Below are 18,630 nucleotides of genomic sequence, written 5' to 3' on the forward strand. Positions count from 1 at the left end.
ACCTGTGGGTGACGAAGCGTGCCGCGGCAGTGACGTAACGTCTCAGCGTGATCGAACCGCACGCGCCCGCCCCGCCCGGCACCCCGCCGCCCTGGGCAGGCCCCGCGCGGCTGCCCGTCCGCCCCGGCACGGGCCGGTTCCTCGTCCTCGCCTGCGTCTTCGTCTGCGCCGCCTGCGGACTGGTGTACGAACTCGAACTCGTCGCCCTCGCCACGTACCTGATCGGCGATTCGGTCACCCAGGCCTCCGTGGTCCTGGCCGTCATGGTCTTCGCGATGGGCATCGGCTCGCTCGTCGCCAAACGGCTGTGCTGGCGCGCGGCGGCCGCCTTCGGCGCGCTGGAGGCGGCGCTCGCCCTGGTCGGCGGATGCAGCGCGATGGCGCTGTACGCCGTCTTCGCCTGGACCGGTGACTGGGGCGGTCCGTGGGCCAGCGGCCCCCGCTGCCTCCTGGTCGCCGCCTCCCTGGCCATCGGCCTGCTCATCGGCGCCGAGGTCCCGCTGCTGATGGAGCTGATCCAGCGCATCCGCAGACAGGACGCGGGCGGCGCGGTGGCCGACCTGTTCGCGGCGGACTACGTCGGCGCCCTGGTCGGCGGCCTCGCCTTCCCCTTCCTGCTCCTGCCCCTCCTGGGCCAGTTGACCGGCGCGCTCCTCACCGGCGCGGTCAACCTGATCGCCGGCGGGGCGCTCATCCTCGGCCTGTTCGGCCGCGACCTGACCCGCCGCGCCCGCTGGATCCTGCTGCTGGCCAACGGGACCGTCCTCGCCGTCCTCGCCACCGCCGCCGTACTCGTCGACGACTTCGAACGGGCCGCCCGGCACGCGGTGTACGGCCGGGACGTACGGGTGGCACTGCAGACCGACGTCCAGGAGATCGTCCTCACCGGCGGCACGCACGGCCGTCCCCTCGACCTCTTCCTCGACGGTCGGCTGCAGGTCAGCGGCCGCGACGAGCACCGCTACCACGAGGCCCTGGTCCACCCCGCGATGACCGGCCCGCACGCGCGCGTGCTCGTCCTCGGCGGCGGCGACGGACTGGCTGCCCGGGAGGTGCTCCGGCACACCGGCGTGCACCGGGTCGACATCGTCGAACTCGACCAGGCGGTGCTGCGGCTGGCCCGCCGGGAGCCGGCACTCGCCCGGCTGAACGGGCACGTCTACGGCGACCCGCGCGTCCACGTGACCACGGCGGACGCCTTCCACTGGCTGCGGGGGGCGCCCCCGGCGGCGTACGACGTGGTGATCGCGGACCTGCCCGACCCGGGCATCACGGCGAGCACGAAGCTGTACTCGCAGGAGTTCTACGGCCTCGCGCGGCGGGCGCTGGCCGGCCACGGCCGCCTGGTGGTGCACGCCGGCCCGGTCTCCTCCCGCCCCCGCGCCTTCTGGACGGTGGCCACGACACTGCACGCCGCCGGCCTGCGCACGGCCCCCTACCGCGTCGGCGGCAGCCACTCCGGCTTCGCGGCCGGCCCCGACCGCTCGGCCGACAGGTCTCGGGCAGCGCACGACTGGGGGTTCGTGCTGGCGGCACCGGGCGAGCGCCCGGACCTGCGTATCGATCCCGACGGCCCGCGTCCGCGGACGTTGACGCAGGCGTCGCTGACCGCGGAGGCGAGGGCGGCGGCGGGGACGCGGATCGAGGGGTTGCCGGTGTCGACGGTGGTGCATCCGCGGTACTGAGCTGTGTCGAGGCCGACGCCGACGCGCGGCCACTTTCGACCAACCGGGGTGCACGTCGGCGCTCACTGGGTAGGCTCGCGAACCATGGAGCATGAGGTGTTCGTTCCGGTTCCGGCCGAGCGGCTCAGGGAGGCGCTCGCCGATCCCGTGCGGGTCGCCCGGGCGGTTCCCGGGCTCCAGCAGGACGCCGGCGCCGAGCCCGTCACCGGGCGGCTGAAGGTGCGCGTCGGCAGTCACTCCATCACCTACCGCGGCTCCGTACGCGTCTCCGGACAGGACGACGGTTCGTACGCCGTCGAGGGCGACGCCACCGAGGCCCGCGGCACCGGCTCGGTCAAGCTCGCGCTCACGCTCCGCCTGCGGGACACGGACGACGGCTCCACCCTCACCTTCGAGGGAACGGTCTCCGCGGACGGCCGTGTCACCGAGCTGCCGCCGGATGCGGTGGCCTCGGCCGCGACCCGCCTGCTGAGCCGCTTCGCGGGGAACCTGGGGACGACCGCGCCGGACGACTCGCCGGAGCGGCAGGCGCAGAAGGAGCAGCAGGAGCAGCAGGAGCAGCAGGAGCAGCAGGAGCAGCAGGAGACACCGAAGGAGCCGCAGACCCCTGAGCCGGCCTCCGTCCTCGACGCCGAGGCTCCGCCGCCGTCCCTGGCCGAGGACCTCCCCGAGGACCTCCCCGAGGACCTCCCCGAGGACATCCCCCAGGACATCCCCCAGGACATCCGCCAGGACCTCTCCGAGGACCTGTCAGAGGAGGTCCCCGAAGACTTCGCGGAGCAGCCCCCAGAACCGCCCCCCGAACCGCCCGCCGAGGCGGCCCACGCGCGGCGGACCATGATCGGGCGCAGCGCGGAGGAGGTCGACCACGCCCCGCCGCGCGGTCGCTACGCCCCCGTCCCGGCTCCGCAGACGGTCGCCCCCAACCAGACGCTCCGCTGGGCGGCACCGGCGGCGGCGCTGGTGGTGGCGTCGGCGATCGTCCTGGGCCGGGCGTGGCGCAGACGCCGCTGAAGCCGGTCCCGACCGCCGCGGTCGACGACCGCCACCGACCGCCCTCTTGATCGGCGACCGGACCAGTAGGGTCGTCCCGTGAGTCCGGACCAGTAGGGTCGTCCCGTGAGTAACGAAGACATCACGCTGACCGCGGGTGACGCGGAGGTGACCGTGCAGCCGGGCAACGGCGGCCGGGTCGGAGGGCTCCGCGTCGGCGGCAGCGAACTCCTCCGCCAGGGCGACCGCTTCGGCTGTTTCCCGATGGTTCCCTGGTGCGGCCGGATCAGGGACGGCCGGTTCCTGGACGGCGCGACCGTCCACCAGATGCCGCTGAACTCCCCGCCGCACGCCATCCACGGCACCGCCCGCGACGGCGCCTGGAGCACGGCCCGCGTCACCGCGAACGAGGCGGTCATCACGTACGACCTCGTCGACCCCTGGCCCTACCCCGGCCGCGTCACGCAGATCGTCGCCCTGACCGAGGGCGCCCTGACGCTCACCATGTCCGTGGAGACGTACGAGACCTCCTTCCCGGCCCAGATCGGCTGGCACCCGTGGTTCAACCGGACCATCCAGGGAGCGGACGTACGGCTGGACTTCACGCCGGCCTGGCAGGAGGAGCGCGGCGACGACCACCTGCCCACCGGCAACCGCCTCGACCCAAAGCCCGGCCCCTGGGACGACTGCTTCGGGATGCCCGGCGGTGTCGACGTCACCCTCACCTGGCCGGGGCAGCTGGAGCTGAAGGTGGCCAGCCCCGAGCAGTGGGTCGTCGTGTACGACGAGCAGGAGGCGGCCGTGTGCGTGGAGCCGCAGACCGGGCCGCCCAACGGGCTGAACACCCTGCCGCGCCTGGTCACACCGCTGGAGCCGCTGGAGGCCACGACCACCTGGAGCTGGCGGCGCCTCTAAGCTGGCTGGCATGAGTGATGTACGCGGCGCGCTGCTGCAGCAGATCAAAAACAAGGCCGTGGTGCACGGCAAGGTGACCCTGTCGTCGGGTCTCGAGGCCGACTACTACATCGACCTGCGGCGTATCACCCTCGACGGCGAGGCCGCGCCGCTGGTGGGGCAGGTGCTGCTGGACCTGACCGCCGACCTGGACTTCGACGCGGTCGGCGGTCTGACCATGGGCGCCGACCCCGTGGCCGCCGCCATGCTGCACGCGGCCGCCGCCCGCGGGAAGAAGCTGGACGCCTTCGTCGTACGGAAGGCGGCCAAGGCGCACGGGTTGCAGCGGCGCGTGGAGGGGCCGGAGATCGCGGGGCGGCGGGTGCTGGTCGTCGAGGACACCTCGACCACCGGCGGCTCCCCGCTCACCGCCGTCGAGGCCGTGCGCGAGGCGGGTGCCGAGGTCGTGGCCGTCGCGACGATCGTGGACCGGGCGACCGGTGCCGCCGAGAAGATCCAGGAGGGTGCGGGGGTGCCGTACCTCTTCGCGTACTCGAAGGACGAGCTGGGCCTGGACTGACCGGCGCCGACCGCAGCATGGACCATTCGGCCAAGTCTGGAAAGATGGGGCCGACGATGACGTCGCATCCCAGGTCTAGGTCAGGGCCGTAGGAACAACTCAGTACGCCAACCCGCACACCCAAGGAGCGGACGAATGCCCATCGCAACCCCCGAGGTCTACAACGAGATGCTCGACCGGGCGAAGGCAGGCAGGTTCGCCTACCCGGCCATCAACGTGACCTCGACCCAGACCCTGCACGCTGCGCTGCGCGGCTTCGCGGAGGCCGAGAGCGACGGCATCATCCAGATCTCCACGGGTGGCGCCGAGTTCCTGGGCGGCCAGCACAACAAGGACATGGTCACCGGTGCGGTCGCCCTGGCCGAGTTCGCGCACATCGTCGCCAAGAAGTACGACATCACGGTCGCCCTGCACACCGACCACTGCCCGAAGGACAAGCTCGACGGGTACGTACGGCCGCTGCTGGCCGTGTCCGAGGAGCGCGTCGCCCGCGGCGAGAACCCGCTGTTCCAGTCCCACATGTGGGACGGCTCCGCCGAGACGCTCGCCGACAACCTCTCCATCGCCCAGGAGCTGCTGGAGCGCGCCCGCGCCGCGAAGATCATCCTCGAGGTGGAGATCACCCCGACCGGTGGCGAGGAGGACGGCGTCTCCCACGAGATCAACGACTCCCTGTACACGACGGTCGACGACGCGATCCGTACGGCGGAGGCGCTCGGCCTCGGCGACAAGGGCCGCTACCTGCTGGCCGCGTCCTTCGGCAACGTCCACGGCGTCTACAAGCCGGGCAATGTCGTCCTGCGCCCCGACCTGCTGAAGCAGCTGAACGAGGGCGTCGCCGCCAAGTACGGCAAGCCGGCCGGCTCCCAGCCGTTCGACTTCGTCTTCCACGGCGGCTCCGGCTCGTCGGCCGAGGAGATCGCGACCGCGCTGGAGAACGGCGTGGTCAAGATGAACATCGACACCGACACGCAGTACGCCTTCACGCGTCCGGTCGCCGACCACATGTTCAAGAACTACGACGGCGTCCTGAAGGTCGACGGCGAGGTCGGCTCCAAGAAGACCTACGACCCGCGCACCTGGGGCAAGCTGGCCGAGGCGAGCATGGCCAAGCGGGTCGTCGAGGCCTGCGCGAACCTGCGGTCGAGCGGCACGAAGATCAAGTAACCTGCGCACTCGGTGAGGGTTCTGGGCGAGCCCGGTGCTACGGCGCCGGGCTCGCAGCCTGTCCGAGGCATACGCGGTATACCTGAGGCATGCCCGATGTCCGGCTGGCCTCGCCGCAAGGCAAGTGGATCCTGCTGACCACCGTCCTCGGCTCCAGCATGGCGCTGCTGGACTCGACCGTCGTCAATGTCGCCCTGCCGCGCATCGGCCGCGACCTCGACGCGGACCTCGCCGCCCTGCAGTGGACGGTCAACGCGTACATGCTGACGCTGGCCGGACTGATCCTGCTGGGCGGTTCCCTGGGCGACCGCTACGGCCGCCGCAAGGTCTTCGTCATCGGCGTCCTGTGGTTCGCGGCGGCCTCGCTGCTGTGCGGCATCGCCCCGAACGCCGGCGTCCTGGTCGCCGCCCGGGCCCTGCAAGGAGTCGGAGGCGCGCTCCTCACCCCCGGCTCCCTCGCCCTCATCCAGGCCTCCTTCCACCCCGACGACCGGGGCCGGGCGGTCGGCCTGTGGTCCGGCTTCGGCGGGGTCGGCGCGGCGATCGGCCCGTTCGTCGGCGGCTGGCTGGTGGACGGCCCGGGCTGGCGCTGGGTCTTCCTGCTCAACGTGCCGCTGGCACTGCTGTGCGTGCCCGTCGCCCTGCGGCATGTCCCCGAGTCGCGCGACGAACGAGCGCACGGGCGCTACTTCGACGTGCTGGGGGCGGGGCTGGGAGCGCTGGCCCTGGGCCTGGTGACGTATGCGCTGATCGAGGCGCACACGGTGTCCGTCGGAGTCGTCGTCACGGCGGTGGCGGGTCTGGCCGCCGGGGTGGCCTTCGTGTACGTCGAGAAGCGCCGGCCCGATCCGATGATGCCGCTGGACATCTTCGCGTCGCGCCAGTTCACGGCGGTCAACCTGGTCACGTTGTGCGTGTACGCCGCCTTCGGCGGCTTCTTCTTCCTGGCCGCGCTCCAGCTCCAGGTCGTCGTCGGCTACTCCGCCCTCGGCGCCGGTACGGCCCTGCTGCCGACCACCGCCCTGATGTTGCTGCTCTCCGCCCGCTCCGGCGAACTGGGGGAGCGCATCGGCCCGCGCATCCCACTCACCGTCGGGCCTCTGCTGTGCGCCGCCGGCATGCTGCTGATGCTGCGGGTCGGGCAGGGCGCGTCGTACGTCCCTGACATCCTGCCCGCTCTGCTGGTCCTGGGCCTGGGCATGGTCACGCTGGTGGCACCGCTGACGGCGACGGTCCTCGGCTCCGTGGACACCGCCCGGGCGGGCCTGGCCAGCGGCATCAACAACGCGGCGGCCCGGGCGGCGGGCCTGATCGCGGTGGCGGCGTTGCCGCTGGTCGCGGGCATGGGGGAGGAGGCATACCGGTCGCCGGGGGCCTTCGACGAGGCGTTCGGGCGGGCGATGGTTGTGTGTGCGGGGGTGCTGGTGGTGGGGTCGTTGGTCGCGTTCGCGACGGTACGGCGGCCGGCCTCGGACTGCCGGAAGCCGGAGTGCCGGACGCATGGGTCGGTGGCGGTGCCGCCATTGGAGGGGCAGCGGCGGGGGCCCGGCCTTTCGAAGGGGGCCGGGGATACCCGGGCGTCCGGCGTTTGAGGGTCGTGCGCAGTGCTCCTGATGGCCTGTGGTTCCTTGGTGCGACTGGGTATCACGGGGTGGTGTTCAATGTGGTGCGATCAGGCTTTTGTGGCACTTTCCGGTGATTGTTTATCGTGAGGTGCGGGAGCGTGATGGTGCATTCGGTAGCGTGCGTGTCACTGCGTGTCACTGCGTGTCACTGCGTGTCACTGCGTGTCACTGCGAGGCCGGTGAGAGCAGCAGTCACGATTCCGGTCTCCTTGAGAATCCGCCCCGTGCCCAGGAAAGCGACGCGGGGTCCCCGCCCCGCCCGGGTCCACACCGGGCGGAAAGCGTCCGGCGGGGCGGATACCCCAGCCTCCGAATCGCCGCAGCCGGCGGCGCCACAGGCGGCAGGTACCGCACACGATGAGCACCCGCACCGCACCCGGCGGCGACGGCCCACGGTCCCACGGCAGGCGTCCAAACCCCGCCCAGCACGACGGACCACTTCCCGGCATCCAGGAAAACCCAGGATCGCCCAGGGAACCTCAGCTCATCAGCGACGCTTGCCACGGGGAGACCGAGGTCCGGGTGACAGGGCGGAGCCCCTGGTGATGGGACGGGCAGGGGCGGCGGGGGCGAGGAAACCCATGCCGCACCCCCCCGCCCACGAAGGCCCGCCCCGCTCACCCCACCGACGCCCCTCCATGGGCGAGACTGGACCCATGTCCATTCACGAAAACCTTCTCGGGGGCCCGCCCCCGACCCACCTCCCCGACGACCCAGAGCCGCGCGAGCTGCTGGCGGGCGGCACCGCCCCCGCGGACGTCGCCGCGAAGTACCCGACCTCCTCCCTGGCCTGGGCTCAGCTCGCCGACGACGCGTTCGAGCGGGGCAGCGTCGTGGAGTCGTACGCCTACGCCCGTACGGGCTACCACCGCGGCCTGGACTCCCTGCGCCGCAACGGCTGGAAGGGCCACGGCCCCGTCCCCTGGGAGCACGAGCCGAACCGCGGCTTCCTGCGCGCCCTGCACGCCCTCGCCCGCGCCGCCGGCGCGATCGGCGAGCAGGAGGAGTCCGAGCGCTGCACCCAGTTCCTCAAGGACTCCTCCCCGACGGCGGCCCAGACGCTGGGCTAGACCTGGGCTAGACCTGGGCTAGACCGCCGCACCGCGGCATTCTCCGGGCCCGCCTGGTACTTCACTGATGTACTTCACTGATCAGGCGGGCCTTGCACTTTTCGGTGACGACTGCGCAGGATGCGAGTGGGGACCGGGGCCCCGTGTCGGTAACGGCAGGGCGGACCGCTACCCGGAGTACATATCAGGAGACAGCGATGTCCCAGGCCCACGAGGCTCACGAGCCCGAGAGCCCGCATCTCGACTTCGCAGGCACGACGCCGTACGAGGACTACGTCAAGGCGGACGTGCTCACCCACCTCCAGCACACCCTCTCCGACGACCCCGGAGAGATGGTCTTCCTGGTCACGACCCAGGTGATGGAGCTGTGGTTCACGGTCATCGTCCACGAGTGGGAGACCGCCGCGCGGGCCCTGCGCGGCGACGACGTACCCACCGCGATCGCCGCGCTCAAGCGTTCCGTACGGGAGCTGGAGGCGCTGAACGCCTCCTGGAAGCCGCTCGGCCAGCTCACGCCGGCCCAGTTCAACGCGTACCGCAGCGCCCTCGGCGAGGGCTCCGGCTTCCAGTCGGCCATGTACCGCCGGATGGAGTTCCTGCTCGGCGAGAAGTCCGCGTCCATGCTGGTCCCGCACCGCGGCGCGCCGCGCGTCCACGCGGAGCTGGAGAAGGCGCTGCACGAGCCGAGCCTGTACGACGAGGTCCTGCGGCTGCTCGCCCGCCGCGGCCACGCGATTCCGTCGTCCGTCCTGGACCGTGACGTGTCGCGGCGCTACGAGCCCTCGGACGAGGTGGAGGCGGCCTGGGCGGCCCTCTACTCCGGTGACGAGAACGACGAACTCGCCCGGCTGGGCGAGGCGTTGACCGACGTGGCGGAACTGGTGTGGCGATGGCGCAACGACCACCTGGTCGCCACCCGGCGCGCGATGGGCGCCAAGGCCGGCACGGGCGGCTCCGCCGGGGTGGCCTGGCTGGAGAAGCGCGCGCAGAAGAACGTGTTCCCCGAGCTGTGGACGGCGCGGTCCCATGTCTGAACTCGGTGTGAAGGCGGAGAAGCTGGACGCCGCAGATGAACTGGCGGGCGTGCGCGCGCAGTTCGTGCTCGACGCCGTGTCCGATCATGCGGCTGACGCCGCGGGCGTCTATCTGGACGGCAACTCGCTCGGCGCGCTGCCGGCCGCCGTCCCCGGCCGCGTCGACGACGTCGTACGGCGGCAGTGGGGCGAGCTGCGCATCCGGTCCTGGGACGAGAGCGGCTGGTGGACGGCGCCCGAGCGGATCGGCGACCGGATCGCTCCGCTGGTGGGGGCGGCGGCCGGGCAGATCGTGGTCGGCGACTCGACGAGTGTCAATGTCTTCAAGGCGGTTGTGGGGGCGGTACGGCTGGCGCGGCTCGACGGGTCCGGCGGCCGGGACGAGATCGTCGTCGACGCCACGACCTTCCCCACCGACGGCTACATCGCCGAGTCGGCGGCCCGCATGACCGGCTGCACGCTCCGCCCGGTGACCCCGGCCGAGGTGCCGGGGGTGCTGGGCGACCGTACGGCGGCGGTGCTGCTCAACCACGTCGACTACCGCACGGGCCGGCTGCACGACCTGCCGTCGCTGACGGCCGCGGTGCACGCGGCGGGGGCGTACGTCGTCTGGGACCTGTGCCACAGCGCGGGTGCCCTGCCGGTCGGGCTCGACGAGCACGGCGTCGACCTGGCGATCGGCTGCACGTACAAGTACCTGAACGGCGGCCCGGGCGCACCGGCGTACCTGTACGTGCGCCGCGATCTCCAGGACCGTTTCGACTCCCCGCTGCCCGGCTGGACCTCCCACGCCGACCCCTTCGGCATGCGGCCCGACTACGAACCGGCCGCCGGGGCCTTGCGCGGACGCGTCGGCACGCCCGACATCCTCTCCATGCTCGCCCTGGAGGCGGCCCTGGAGGTGTGGGACGGCGTCCCGATCGAGAGCGTCCGGGCCAAGTCCCTCGCGCTGACCGACTTCTTCCTGGAGTGCGTCGCGCAGTACGTCCCGCCGGGCCGGGTGGAGTCCCTGACGCCGGTCGCCCACGAGGAGCGGGGCAGCCAGGTTGCGCTGCGCTGCGAGGACGCGGGCGAGGTCATGCGGCGGTTGATCGAGCGCGGGGTGGTCGGGGACTTCCGGCACCCGGACGTACTGCGCTTCGGATTCACGCCGCTGTACGTCGGTTTCGCGGACGTGGAGCGGGCGGCGCGGGTGCTGGCGGAGACGCTGCGGGGTGGTGGGGGAGGCGGCTGACGAATCGGCTGAGCTCGTTGACGGCGGTGAGTGAACCGACTGAGCTCATTGACGGCGGTGAGTACGGCGTGACGCCGCCTGCTCCCGCCGTCAGCGAGGGCGACAGGGCGGCCCGGCGCCCTCACCGAGCGTGACATCCCCGTGTCCGCGCACGTCATGGGCCTGATAGCGTCCCCGCCAACGGCCGAATTCTCTCCTGGTCCGTCCTGTCCGTTCCGTCCAAGTCCGTTTCGTCGCTGAGAGGTTGGAGCATGCCGGACGACGCCGCAGCCCGCGATGCCGCAGCACCGGAGAACGCAGCTGCCCGGGCCGCCATGGAAGAGGAGTCGGCCTTCTCGCACCCTGCGGTCGACCCCGACATCACGGTGGCGTACGGCGACCATCCCGACCAGCTGATCGACTTCTACGCACCGCACGGCGAGCGCGAACCGGGCGGTCCGGCTCCTCTGGTGGTCGTGCTGCACGGGGGTGCCTGGCGGGCGCCGTACGATCGCCGGCACATCTCGCCGTTCGCGGACTTTCTGGCGCGGCGGGGGTTCGCGGTGGCGAGCGTGGAGTACCGGCGGGGGAGTGTGGGTGCGGGTGCGGGTGCGGGTGCGGGTGCGGGTGCGGGTGTGGGCGCAGGCTCGGGCTCGGGTGCGCGTGCGGGGGCCGAGGAGTTCGGTCCCGTCGCGGGCCGCTGGCCGGACACCTTCGACGACGTGGCCGCCGCGCTGGACGCGCTCCCCGGGCTAGTCCGCGAGGCCCTTCCGCAGGCCGACTCGCGCCGCACGGTAGTCACCGGGCACTCGGCGGGCGGCCACCTCGCCCTGTGGGCGGCTGCCCGGCACCTACTGCCTGTCGGTGCCCCCTGGCGTATCGACCGGCCCGCCCCGTTGCGCGGTGTGGTCGCCCTCGCCCCGATCGCCGACTTCTCGGTCGCCGACAAGCTGGACGTCTGCGGGGGTGCCGTACGGCAACTCCTCGGCGGCGACGAGGACTTCGCCGAGCGCCGGCCGTACGCGGACCCGGCGCTCCTGCTCCCCACCGGCATCGCGACCACGCTCGTCCAGGGGCGCGCGGACCTGGATGTCCCGCAGGCGGTCGCCGAGGCGTACGCGGACGCGGCGGCGAAGGCCGGCGAGGTGGTGGGCCTGACGCTCCTGGAGGACGTCGGCCACTTCCCCCTGATCGATCCGGCGGCGGACGCGTGCGCGGTGGTGGCGGAGGAGATCGCACAACTGGCGTGGTGAGAGCCGCCGTTGGCCCGAGCCAGTGACACCCTGAGCGCGGGCAGGGATACCCGTAATACCTGAGAGCTACGGCGCAGGTGAGCTCCCTGGCGTGACGCGGACGACGAGCGCGGATTCGTAACTTCCCAACCAGACAAGCCCGATGGGCGGGCGGACTGGGCGGACGGGGAGGCAGTCGACCGTGGGACGCGAAACGGGGGAGACCGCAGAGGCGGCAGCGACGAACGTTGGGGATGCAGGGCGGGCAGGGCAGGCAGGACGGGCAGGGCAGGCAGGGGGCGAGGGCACAGGGGGTACAGGGGGCGCGGCAGGGCGGCGAACCGGCGAACGGCGCCGCACGCCTGTCGGAAGCCATATGCCTGTCGCAAGCCATATGCCTGGCGCAAGCCGTATGCCTGGCGCAAGCCATATGCCTGGCCGACTCGGCACATCCGGTGGGCGCCGCGCACAGAAATGGCTCCGCGGCTTCCTCGCCGCCCTCGTCACCGCCGCCGTCGTGGCCCCCCTCTCCGCCGCCGCGCAACCGCAGACCCCCGCCCCGGCTCCGGCCGCCCTAGCCCCGGTGACGGCAGCCACGCTGGACGAGGCGTACGCGGCGAACCGGGCCAATGCCGCGGAGGCGTCCCGGATGGCCGCCGCCCACGGCGACCGGGACCGCGCCGCGGCGGACCGGGCCATGGCCGACCCGTCCCGCCACTTTCTCGCCTTCGACGGCCGCGGGTCCGGCCGGGCGACGGAGGTCTTCGGCGACCTCGCCCACGCCGACCGCGTCGCGGTCCTCGTCCCCGGCTCCGACACCTCGCTCGAGACGTACGCCCGTTTCCGCGCGACCGCGACCCACTTGCAGAGCGAGCTGGCACGGCAGGCTCCCGCAGGGACCCGCACCGCGGTCGTGGCCTGGCTGGGCTACGAAACGCCGGGCACGATCAGCACGACCGTCACCACGACGGGCCGCGCCGAGCAGGCGGCCCCGCACCTGCGGGAGTTCATACGGCACCTGCGCGGCATCGTCGGCGAGCAGGCCCGGGTATCCCTGGCCTGCCACTCGTACGGCTCGGTCGTCTGCGGCCGCGCCGCATCCGGTGTGGACGCGGACGACATCGCCCTGGTCGGCAGCCCCGGCACCGGCGCCGACACGGCCGCGTCCCTGCACACCCGGGCCCGGGTCTGGGCGGCCCGGGGCAGTGACGACTGGGTGCGGGAGGTTCCGCATGTCAAGGCCGACCTGTTCGGTACGACCGTCGGCTTCGGCACCGATCCCGTCTCCCCGTCCTTCGGGGCCCGCGTCTTCGCCGCCGGCGACGGCGGCCACAGCGACTACTTCGCACCGGGCTCGCTCTCTCTGACCAACCTGGCCCGGATCGTCCTCGGCGAGACCTCGAAGGTGACCCATGCGTGAGAAGTCCCAGGAGACGGCTCGCGGGACAGCCCATGAGACGGCCCGCGGGACGGCCCATGAGACGGCCCGCGGGACGGCCCATGAGAAGACCCGCGGGACGACCCATGAGACGGCCCGCGAGACGACCCATGACAAGACCCGCGCGACGGCCCATGACAAGACCCGCGAGAAGGCCCATGAGCCGACCCGCAAGACGGCCCCGCACCGCGCGTGGGAGGGCATACGACGGGGCGCCGACCGGGTCGACGCCGCCACCCCCGCGCACCGGGACCGCGCGGTCGACGCCCTGCGCGCCTTCGCCATCCTCGGTGTCGTCCTCGGCCACTGGCTCGTGACGGCGCTGGTCGCGGACGGCGGCGGACTGCGTACCGCGAGCCCGTTGCGGTACATGCCCTGGCTGGCCCCGATCTCCTGGGTCTTCCAGACGCTGGCCGTGTTCTTCCTGGTGGGCGGCCACGTGGCGACACGCGGCTACGCCTCGGCCCGCGCCCGCGGGACGACGTACGGCCCATGGCTGGCCACCCGTATGTCCAGACTCTTCAAACCGGTCGCGGCCGTCCTGGTGCTGTGGACGGTGATGGCGATCGCCCTCCTCCTCACGGGCGCCGAGTTCGCGACCGTGCACACGCTGGTCAAGCTGGCCCTGTCCCCCCTCTGGTTCCTCCTCGTCTTCGCGGCCCTGACGGCGGCGACCCCCTTGCTGACGCGGCTCAACCCGCTCTGGCCGCTGGCGGTCGTTCTTCACGTGGACCTGCTGCGCTTCGGACTCGGCGGCCCGCCCTGGCTCGGCTGGGTGAACGTGGCGGCGGGCTGGCTGGTGCCGTACACCTTGGGCGCCGCCTGGACCCGCGGGGAGCTGGACCGCCGCCGCGCGGGCTGGCTGCTGCTGACGGGCGGTGCGCTGACCACGGTGATGCTGGTCGCCGGGGCGGGCTACCCGGCGTCGATGGTCGGCGTCCCCGGAGTCGCGGTCTCCAACCTGAACCCGCCGACCCTGGTCGCCGTCACCTTCGGCCTGGCCCAGTGCGGCCTGGCCCTGCTCCTGCGGGACCGGCTGCGCCGGGCGATGAACCGGCCCCTGGCCTGGGCGGCGGTGGCCCTGGTCAACCTCTCCGCGATGACGATCTTCCTCTGGCACCAGACGGCCCTGATGGCCACGACGGCCACGGGTCTCCTCGCGGGCCGCCTCCCCGGCCTGCACACACTCCCCGACGGCCTGGGCTGGGTGGCGGCGCGCCTGGCCTGGCTCCCGGTCTTCACCCTCGCCCTGACGATCTGCTGGGCTGCCTTCCGCTCCTACGAACAGGGCCCGCGCCGCCGCGCCGGCCGCCCGTCCCGAGTCGTCCGCGTCCACCGGCGCCCGCGTTCCAGGGGAACGAAGGCGGCCCGCGATGCCTAAGGTTGACGACGTGACGGAGACGGGGACCGAGCACGGGATCGCGAGCCGCGTCCTGCGCGGGCTGCGGGTGCTGCGCGACGACCTGTGGACGCTCAGGCCGGAGCCGCTGCCCGCCGTCGGACGGCTGCGCCGGTGGCCGCACGTCGTGCTGTTCCTGCCCGCGCTCGGCATCACGATCGGCGGCACGGCCCAGCTCACGGACAACGGGAAACTGGGCTTCGGCCTCGCCTTCCTGATCGCCCTCGCGCAGGGCGGCGCGGTGCTGCTCGCGCTGTGGTGGCCCGTCCCGGCGTGGTGGCTGTCGATAGCGGCCACGGTGGTGGGCGCCGTCGCGGTACGCGGCCTGCTGCTCTCCGGCGTGACGGACGACTTCACCTGGCCATGGGCCGCGTCCGGCATCATCGCGCACCTGCTCGTCCTGCTGCTGCTCGCCCTGCGGGTGCGCACGCGTGTCTCGGTTGAGGCGCTGGCCCTGACCGTGCTGGCCACCTACCTCCTCCAAGGACCGCTGGGCGCACCGGACTTCCAGGACACCGGCGTACTCGCGATCGCCCTTTCCGCGGTCGTCGTACTCCTCGGCATCGCGCTCCGCGGTCGCCGCGAGGCGCGCGCGGAACTCGGCCGGCAGGCCACGCTCACCGCCGAGGAGCGGGCGCGGCGCACGCTGCTGGAGGAGCGCAACCGCATCGCGCGCGAGCTGCACGACGTGGTGGCCCACCACATGTCCGTCATCTCGATCCAGGCACAGGTCGCGCCGCACCTCGTCGCCGACCCGCCCGACGAGCTCAAGGAGAACCTCGCGGGAATCCGGCAGAACGCGCTGGAGGCGCTGACCGAGCTGCGCCACGTCCTGGGCGTGCTGCGTCAGGAGAATCCCGACGCCCAGGAGCCGTCCGACGGATCAGATACCGAGACCGAGACCGACACCGACACCGGCACCGCCCCGCACGCCCCGCAGCCCACCCTCGACCGGCTCGACGCGCTCCTGGCGAACACCCGGGCCGCGGGCCTGGCCGTCACCGTCGAGGTCGTGGGGAAACGGCGGCCGCTGCCGCCCGGCGTGGAGCTGTCGGCGTACCGGATAGTGCAGGAGGCACTGAGCAACGTCCTGCGCCACGCGCCCGGTGCGCACGCCTGTATCGAACTCGCCTACCTCTCGGGCGCGTTGAACGTCAAGGTCGTCAACTCCCGGCCGACGCGGCCCGCCCCGCAGTCGCCGGGCGCCGGACACGGGCTGCTCGGCATGCGGGAGCGGGCCACGATGCTCGGCGGTGCCCTGCAAGCGGGGCCCGGTCCGGACGGCGGTTACCGGGTGTCCGCGTACCTCCCGGCGGCCGAGCTCTCCGAGGGCCTGTACTACACCCCGTCGGGCGGCATCGCCCTCACCGAGCCGGTCACGGACCCCGTCCCCATCACCGATACGGTCAGCCATCCGGCCCCCGACCAGGCCACGGACCCGAAGGACGACACCGCATGACGAGCGGCACCATCCGCGTACTCATCGCCGACGACCAGCAGATGGTCCGGCAGGGCTTCACCGTGCTGCTCAACACCCAGCCCGACATCGACGTGATCGGCCAGGCGGTGGACGGCCTGGACGCCGTCGCCAAGGTCGCCGAACTCGCCCCGGACGTCGTGCTCATGGACATCCGCATGCCCGAGCTCGGCGGGATCGAGGCCACGCGCCGCATCACCGGCGAGCGGCCGGACATCAAGGTGCTGGTGCTCACCACCTTCGACCTCGACGAGTACGTGTACGAGGCGCTCAGAGCCGGAGCGTCCGGCTTTCTGCTGAAGGACGCCTCGGCGGACAAGCTGGCCGAGGCGGTGCGGGTGGTGGCGGCCGGGGACGCGCTGCTCGCGCCGGGGATCACGCGGCGGCTGATCGCCGAGTTCTCCCGGCTGGACGACCGGCCCCGCGCCCCGCTGAAGGAACGCGTCGGCGGTCTGACCGAGCGGGAGACGGAGGTGCTCGCCCTGATCGCGCAGGGCCTGTCGAACGCGGAGATCGCCGAGCGCCTCGTCGTCGCCGAACAGACGGTGAAGACGCACGTCGGCCGGATCCTGGTGAAGCTGGGGCTCAGAGACCGGACGCAGGCGGCGGTGTTCGCGTACGAGTCGGGGCTGGTACGGCCGTCGGGGTATTGACCTGCGTCGATCCGGTCCGGTGTGACCCAGTCGGGTCCGATCCGAGTGCGGATGTACCCGTAGTACCTGAGAGGGACGCCGAATGACCCGTCTCACTGGTGACGACCGCGACCCCCTTCCCCGCCTACCGTTCTGTACGTGACCGAGACGACCCAGATCCACACCACGCCGCCGGGCGACGGAGCCAAGTCGCGCAGCCCGGAGTTCCGGCTGGCCGCGGACGCCCTGCGCGGGCTGCGGCAGGACCTGTTCCACGACGCCTTCGCCTACCGCCCGCTCCCTCGCTTGCGCGGCGACGGCCCGCTGACCAGGCGGCTGCCCGCGCGTCTGCGGGAGTACGCGGTCTGGACGCCGCACGCCGTGATCGCCACGGCCGCCTTGTTCGCCTTGTTCATCGCCACCGTCGACCAAGGCCTGGGCCTGATGCTCGGCCCGCTCGCCGTGATCCCGATCCTGCTGACCATGGCCCGGCCGGTCGGAGCGTTCTGGCTGTCGATGGCGGCGACCCCGTTCTCTCTCCTGTTCGGCGACCAGTGGGGCGAGTGGCCCTGGCTGGCGGGCAGCTTCGCCTGCCATCTGACAGTGCTGACGGTGGTGGCCGTGCGCACCAGGCCGCGCACGGCCGGGTGGATGTGGGCGCTGACCGCGGCGTACGGCATCCTCGCGGAGACGCTGTTCGGCTCGGGCCACTACGACGGCACCAACACCGCCTCCATGCTGGTCGTCTCCGCACTGATCCTGCTCTGCGTCGCCGTCTGGCACATCCGTCGCGCGGCCGAGCAGGAGGTGACCGCTCAGCAGACGGTGACCGCGCACGAGCGCTCCCGCCGCACGCTCCTGGAGGAGCGCACCACGATCGCCCGCGAGCTGCACGACGTGGTCGCGCACCACATGTCGGTCGTCGCCATCCAGGCGGAGGCCGCCCCCTACCGGGTGGAGAACCCGCCGCCGGAGCTGGAGCGCGCCTTCGTGACGATCCGGGAGAACGCGGTCGCGGCCCTCACCGAGCTGCGTCGCGTCCTGGGCGTCGTCCGCGCCGAGGACTACGAGGCCCCGGACGCCCCGCAGCCCACCCTCGCCGACCTGGACGGTCTGCTCACCAATGTGCGGGACACGGGCCTGAGCGCCGAGAAGGTGATGACCGGAGCGGTGCGGGAACTCCCGCAGGGCGTCGAGCTGTCGGCGTACCGCATAGTCCAGGAGGCGCTGAGCAACACCCTGCGGCATGCGCCCGGCGCGAGCGCCCGCGTCGAGATCGGTTACGTCCTCGGCGGCCTGGGCCTGCGCATAGTCAACGGCCCGCCGCCCGCGCCGGCCCTGCTGAAGCCCTCGCCCGGAGCGGGGCACGGCATCACCGGCATGCGGGAGCGCGTCTCCATGCTGAACGGCGAGATGACGGCGGGCCCGACGGACGAGGGAGGCTATGAGGTGGCGGTGTTCCTGCCGGTGACCGGTGTGAGCGAGGGTGAGGCATGACCATCCGCGTCCTGATCGCGGACGACCAGATGATGGTGCGCGAGGGCTTCTCGGTCCTGCTGAACGCGATGCCGGACATCGAGGTCGTGGGCGAGGCCGTCAACGGCCGCGAGGCGGTCGACCGCGTTCGCGAGCTCGCCCCCGACGTGGTCCTGATGGACATCCGCATGCCCGAGCTGAACGGCATCGAGGCGACCCGGGAGATCGTCGCCGCGGACGGAGCGGCCAAGGTGCTGGTGCTCACCACCTTCGACCTCGACGAGTACGTGTACCAGGCGCTCAGGGCGGGAGCCTCCGGCTTCCTCCTCAAGGACGCCTCGGCCCGCCAACTCGCCGACGGCGTAAGGGTGGTGGCCTCCGGAGAGGCGCTGCTGGCACCCTCGGTGACCAGACGGCTGATCACCGAGTTCTCCAAAATGTCCACCACACCACGCCTCCCGCCCACCGCGCAGGCGGCGTACGGAGACCTGACCGAGCGGGAGACGGAGGTACTGGTCCTGATCGCACAGGGCCTGTCCAACGCGGAGATAGCGGAGCGTCTGGTGGTGGCCGAGTCGACGATCAAGACACACGTCAGCAGGGTCCTGGTGAAGCTCGGCCTCAGGGATCGCACGCAGGCCGCGGTGTTCGCGTACGAGGCACGACTGGTCACACCGGGCTGAGCGGTCCGCGCGGTCCGCACGGCCGGGGCGTG

The 18,630-nt window shown here is 72.4% G+C and carries 16 protein-coding genes; all 16 read left to right on the top strand.

Annotation, left to right across the window (positions count from 1 at the left end; all coding sequences use genetic code 11):
* The first annotated feature begins 47 nt into the window (after nt 1-47).
* The 16 genes from Q4V64_RS28420 (at nt 48) to Q4V64_RS28495 (ending at nt 18,598) form a co-directional block, all read left to right on the top strand.
* Nucleotides 48-1,685: a polyamine aminopropyltransferase gene (locus Q4V64_RS28420; RefSeq protein WP_124440426.1), complete on the top strand. Its 1,638-nt coding sequence runs from the start codon at nt 48-50 to the stop codon at nt 1,683-1,685.
* Between the two features lie 84 nt (nt 1,686-1,769).
* Nucleotides 1,770-2,699, top strand: coding sequence for an SRPBCC family protein (locus Q4V64_RS28425; protein ID WP_124440425.1), 930 nt, complete (start codon nt 1,770-1,772; stop codon nt 2,697-2,699).
* Between the two features lie 105 nt (nt 2,700-2,804).
* Nucleotides 2,805-3,593, top strand: a complete 789-nt coding sequence (locus tag Q4V64_RS28430) for an aldose 1-epimerase (RefSeq protein ID WP_124440424.1) — start codon at nt 2,805-2,807, stop codon at nt 3,591-3,593.
* A 10-nt stretch (nt 3,594-3,603) separates the two neighbouring features.
* A complete protein-coding gene (gene pyrE, locus Q4V64_RS28435; RefSeq protein WP_124440423.1) occupies nt 3,604-4,152 on the top strand; it encodes an orotate phosphoribosyltransferase in 549 nt (182 codons plus the stop codon).
* A gap of 135 nt (nt 4,153-4,287) precedes the next feature.
* Nucleotides 4,288-5,319, top strand: coding sequence for a class II fructose-bisphosphate aldolase (fbaA, locus tag Q4V64_RS28440; RefSeq protein WP_124440422.1), 1,032 nt, complete (start codon nt 4,288-4,290; stop codon nt 5,317-5,319).
* An 89-nt stretch (nt 5,320-5,408) separates the two neighbouring features.
* A complete protein-coding gene (locus Q4V64_RS28445) occupies nt 5,409-6,911 on the top strand; it encodes an MFS transporter (RefSeq protein ID WP_124440421.1) in 1,503 nt (500 codons plus the stop codon).
* A 689-nt stretch (nt 6,912-7,600) separates the two neighbouring features.
* Nucleotides 7,601-8,014 carry a DUF3151 domain-containing protein gene (locus tag Q4V64_RS28450; protein WP_124440420.1) on the top strand — a complete coding sequence of 138 codons (414 nt, stop codon included), beginning with the start codon at nt 7,601-7,603 and terminating at the stop codon, nt 8,012-8,014.
* 197 nt (nt 8,015-8,211) lie between these two features.
* Entirely contained in the window at nt 8,212-9,048 is an 837-nt protein-coding gene (locus Q4V64_RS28455) for a tryptophan 2,3-dioxygenase family protein (RefSeq protein ID WP_124440419.1), read from the top strand.
* A complete protein-coding gene (kynU, locus tag Q4V64_RS28460) occupies nt 9,041-10,282 on the top strand; it encodes a kynureninase (RefSeq protein WP_124440418.1) in 1,242 nt (413 codons plus the stop codon). Before Q4V64_RS28455 ends, kynU begins: the two co-directional genes overlap by 8 nt.
* A gap of 251 nt (nt 10,283-10,533) precedes the next feature.
* Nucleotides 10,534-11,514, top strand: a complete 981-nt coding sequence (locus Q4V64_RS28465) for an alpha/beta hydrolase (protein ID WP_124440417.1) — start codon at nt 10,534-10,536, stop codon at nt 11,512-11,514.
* Nucleotides 11,515-11,923: 409 nt separating this feature from the next.
* Nucleotides 11,924-12,913, top strand: coding sequence for an alpha/beta hydrolase (locus Q4V64_RS28470; RefSeq protein WP_124440416.1), 990 nt, complete (start codon nt 11,924-11,926; stop codon nt 12,911-12,913).
* A 220-nt stretch (nt 12,914-13,133) separates the two neighbouring features.
* Nucleotides 13,134-14,312, top strand: a complete 1,179-nt coding sequence (locus Q4V64_RS28475; protein WP_124440476.1) for an acyltransferase — start codon at nt 13,134-13,136, stop codon at nt 14,310-14,312.
* Nucleotides 14,305-15,789, top strand: coding sequence for a sensor histidine kinase (locus Q4V64_RS28480; protein ID WP_124440415.1), 1,485 nt, complete (start codon nt 14,305-14,307; stop codon nt 15,787-15,789). Before Q4V64_RS28475 ends, Q4V64_RS28480 begins: the two co-directional genes overlap by 8 nt.
* Nucleotides 15,786-16,460, top strand: a complete 675-nt coding sequence (locus Q4V64_RS28485; RefSeq protein ID WP_124440414.1) for a response regulator transcription factor — start codon at nt 15,786-15,788, stop codon at nt 16,458-16,460. The genes Q4V64_RS28480 and Q4V64_RS28485 overlap by 4 nt, the downstream gene beginning before the upstream one ends.
* 138 nt (nt 16,461-16,598) lie before the next feature.
* The gene (locus Q4V64_RS28490; protein WP_124440413.1) at nt 16,599-17,936 is read left to right on the top strand and encodes a histidine kinase; all 1,338 of its coding nucleotides are present in this window, start codon (nt 16,599-16,601) and stop codon (nt 17,934-17,936) included.
* Complete coding sequence (locus Q4V64_RS28495; protein WP_124440412.1) at nt 17,933-18,598, top strand: response regulator transcription factor; 666 nt, start codon at nt 17,933-17,935, stop codon at nt 18,596-18,598. The genes Q4V64_RS28490 and Q4V64_RS28495 overlap by 4 nt, the downstream gene beginning before the upstream one ends.
* Nucleotides 18,599-18,630: the final 32 nt, after the last annotated feature.

Origin of the sequence: Streptomyces sp. NL15-2K (genome assembly GCF_030551255.1) — a bacterium.
In the GTDB taxonomy this organism is placed as follows: Bacteria; Actinomycetota; Actinomycetes; order Streptomycetales; family Streptomycetaceae; genus Streptomyces.

What these genes read in the sequence shown, in the direction of transcription:
- Q4V64_RS28450 (WP_124440420.1), top strand. Translation starts at nt 7,601, where the DNA reads ATGTCCATTCACGAAAACCTTCTCGGGGGCCCGCCCCCGACCCACCTC.
- Q4V64_RS28445 (WP_124440421.1), top strand. Translation starts at nt 5,409, where the DNA reads ATGCCCGATGTCCGGCTGGCCTCGCCGCAAGGCAAGTGGATCCTGCTG.
- Q4V64_RS28495 (WP_124440412.1), top strand. Translation starts at nt 17,933, where the DNA reads ATGACCATCCGCGTCCTGATCGCGGACGACCAGATGATGGTGCGCGAG.
- fbaA (WP_124440422.1), top strand. Translation starts at nt 4,288, where the DNA reads ATGCCCATCGCAACCCCCGAGGTCTACAACGAGATGCTCGACCGGGCG.
- Q4V64_RS28455 (WP_124440419.1), top strand. Translation starts at nt 8,212, where the DNA reads ATGTCCCAGGCCCACGAGGCTCACGAGCCCGAGAGCCCGCATCTCGAC.
- Q4V64_RS28480 (WP_124440415.1), top strand. Translation starts at nt 14,305, where the DNA reads ATGCCTAAGGTTGACGACGTGACGGAGACGGGGACCGAGCACGGGATC.
- Q4V64_RS28485 (WP_124440414.1), top strand. Translation starts at nt 15,786, where the DNA reads ATGACGAGCGGCACCATCCGCGTACTCATCGCCGACGACCAGCAGATG.
- Q4V64_RS28425 (WP_124440425.1), top strand. Translation starts at nt 1,770, where the DNA reads ATGGAGCATGAGGTGTTCGTTCCGGTTCCGGCCGAGCGGCTCAGGGAG.
- pyrE (WP_124440423.1), top strand. Translation starts at nt 3,604, where the DNA reads ATGAGTGATGTACGCGGCGCGCTGCTGCAGCAGATCAAAAACAAGGCC.
- Q4V64_RS28470 (WP_124440416.1), top strand. Translation starts at nt 11,924, where the DNA reads ATGCCTGGCCGACTCGGCACATCCGGTGGGCGCCGCGCACAGAAATGG.
- Q4V64_RS28465 (WP_124440417.1), top strand. Translation starts at nt 10,534, where the DNA reads ATGCCGGACGACGCCGCAGCCCGCGATGCCGCAGCACCGGAGAACGCA.
- kynU (WP_124440418.1), top strand. Translation starts at nt 9,041, where the DNA reads ATGTCTGAACTCGGTGTGAAGGCGGAGAAGCTGGACGCCGCAGATGAA.